General features: G+C 65.4%; 1 protein-coding gene. It reads left to right on the forward strand.

All coding sequences use genetic code 11. From position 1 onward, the window contains the following. Positions 1-3 precede the first annotated feature (3 nt). Positions 4-1,425, forward strand: coding sequence for a Fe-S cluster assembly protein SufB (sufB, locus tag V7793_RS37540; RefSeq protein WP_058044943.1), 1,422 nt, complete (start codon positions 4-6; stop codon positions 1,423-1,425). The last annotated feature ends 1 nt before the right edge of the window (position 1,426 follow it).

The following is a 1,426-nucleotide window of genomic DNA, read 5'->3' on the forward strand; positions in this document are numbered from 1 at the left end:
CGCATGACTCTCCCCACGGAGACTGCCCACCCTGAGCTCGAAGGCCTGGGCACGTACGAATACGGCTGGGCCGACTCCGACGTGGCCGGTGCCGCCGCCAAGCGCGGCCTCTCCGAGGCGGTCGTCCGCGACATCTCGGCCAAGAAGTCCGAGCCGGAGTGGATGCTCAAGCTGCGCCTGAAGGGCCTGAAGCTCTTCGACAAGAAGCCCATGCCGACCTGGGGCTCCGACCTGTCCGGCATCGACTTCGACAACATCAAGTACTTCGTCCGTTCCACGGAGAAGCAGGCCGCCACCTGGGAGGACCTGCCCGAGGACATCAAGAACACCTACGACAAGCTGGGCATCCCGGAGGCCGAGAAGCAGCGCCTGGTCGCCGGTGTCGCCGCGCAGTACGAGTCGGAGGTCGTCTACCACCAGATCCGCGAGGACCTGGAGGAGCAGGGTGTCATCTTCCTGGACACCGACACGGCCCTGAAGGAGCACCCCGAGCTCTTCCAGGAGTACTTCGGCACGGTCATCCCGGTCGGCGACAACAAGTTCGCCTCGCTGAACTCCGCCGTGTGGTCCGGCGGCTCCTTCATCTACGTCCCGAAGGGTGTCCACGTCGACATCCCGCTGCAGGCCTACTTCCGTATCAACACGGAGAACATGGGCCAGTTCGAGCGGACGCTGATCATCGTCGACGAGGACGCCTACGTCCACTACGTCGAGGGCTGCACCGCCCCGATCTACTCCTCGGACTCGCTGCACAGCGCCGTCGTGGAGATCATCGTCAAGAAGGGCGGCCGCTGCCGCTACACGACCATCCAGAACTGGTCGAACAACGTCTACAACCTGGTCACCAAGCGCGCCGTGGCCTACGAGGGCGCGACCATGGAGTGGGTCGACGGCAACATCGGCTCCAAGGTGACGATGAAGTACCCGGCCGTCTACCTGATGGGCGAGCACGCCAAGGGCGAGACGCTCTCCATCGCCTTCTCCGGCCAGGGCCAGCACCAGGACGCCGGCGCCAAGATGGTCCACATGGCGCCGAACACCTCCTCCAACATCGTCTCCAAGTCGGTGGCGCGAGGCGGTGGCCGCACCTCCTACCGCGGTCTGATCGAGATCGGCGAGGGCGCCCACGGCTCCAAGTCGAACGTGCTCTGCGACGCCCTGCTCGTGGACACCATCTCCCGCTCGGACACCTACCCCTACGTCGACGTCCGCGAGGACGACGTCTCCATGGGCCACGAGGCGACCGTCTCCAAGGTGAGCGACGACCAGCTCTTCTACCTGATGAGCCGCGGTCTCTCCGAGGACGAGGCGATGGCGATGATCGTGCGCGGCTTCGTCGAGCCGATCGCCCGCGAGCTGCCCATGGAGTACGCGCTGGAGCTCAACCGGCTGATCGAGCTGCAGATGGAAGGCTCCGTCGGCTGAC

Source organism: Streptomyces sp. KLMMK (genome assembly GCF_036961605.1).
Lineage (GTDB): Bacteria > Actinomycetota > Actinomycetes > Streptomycetales > Streptomycetaceae > Streptomyces > Streptomyces telluris.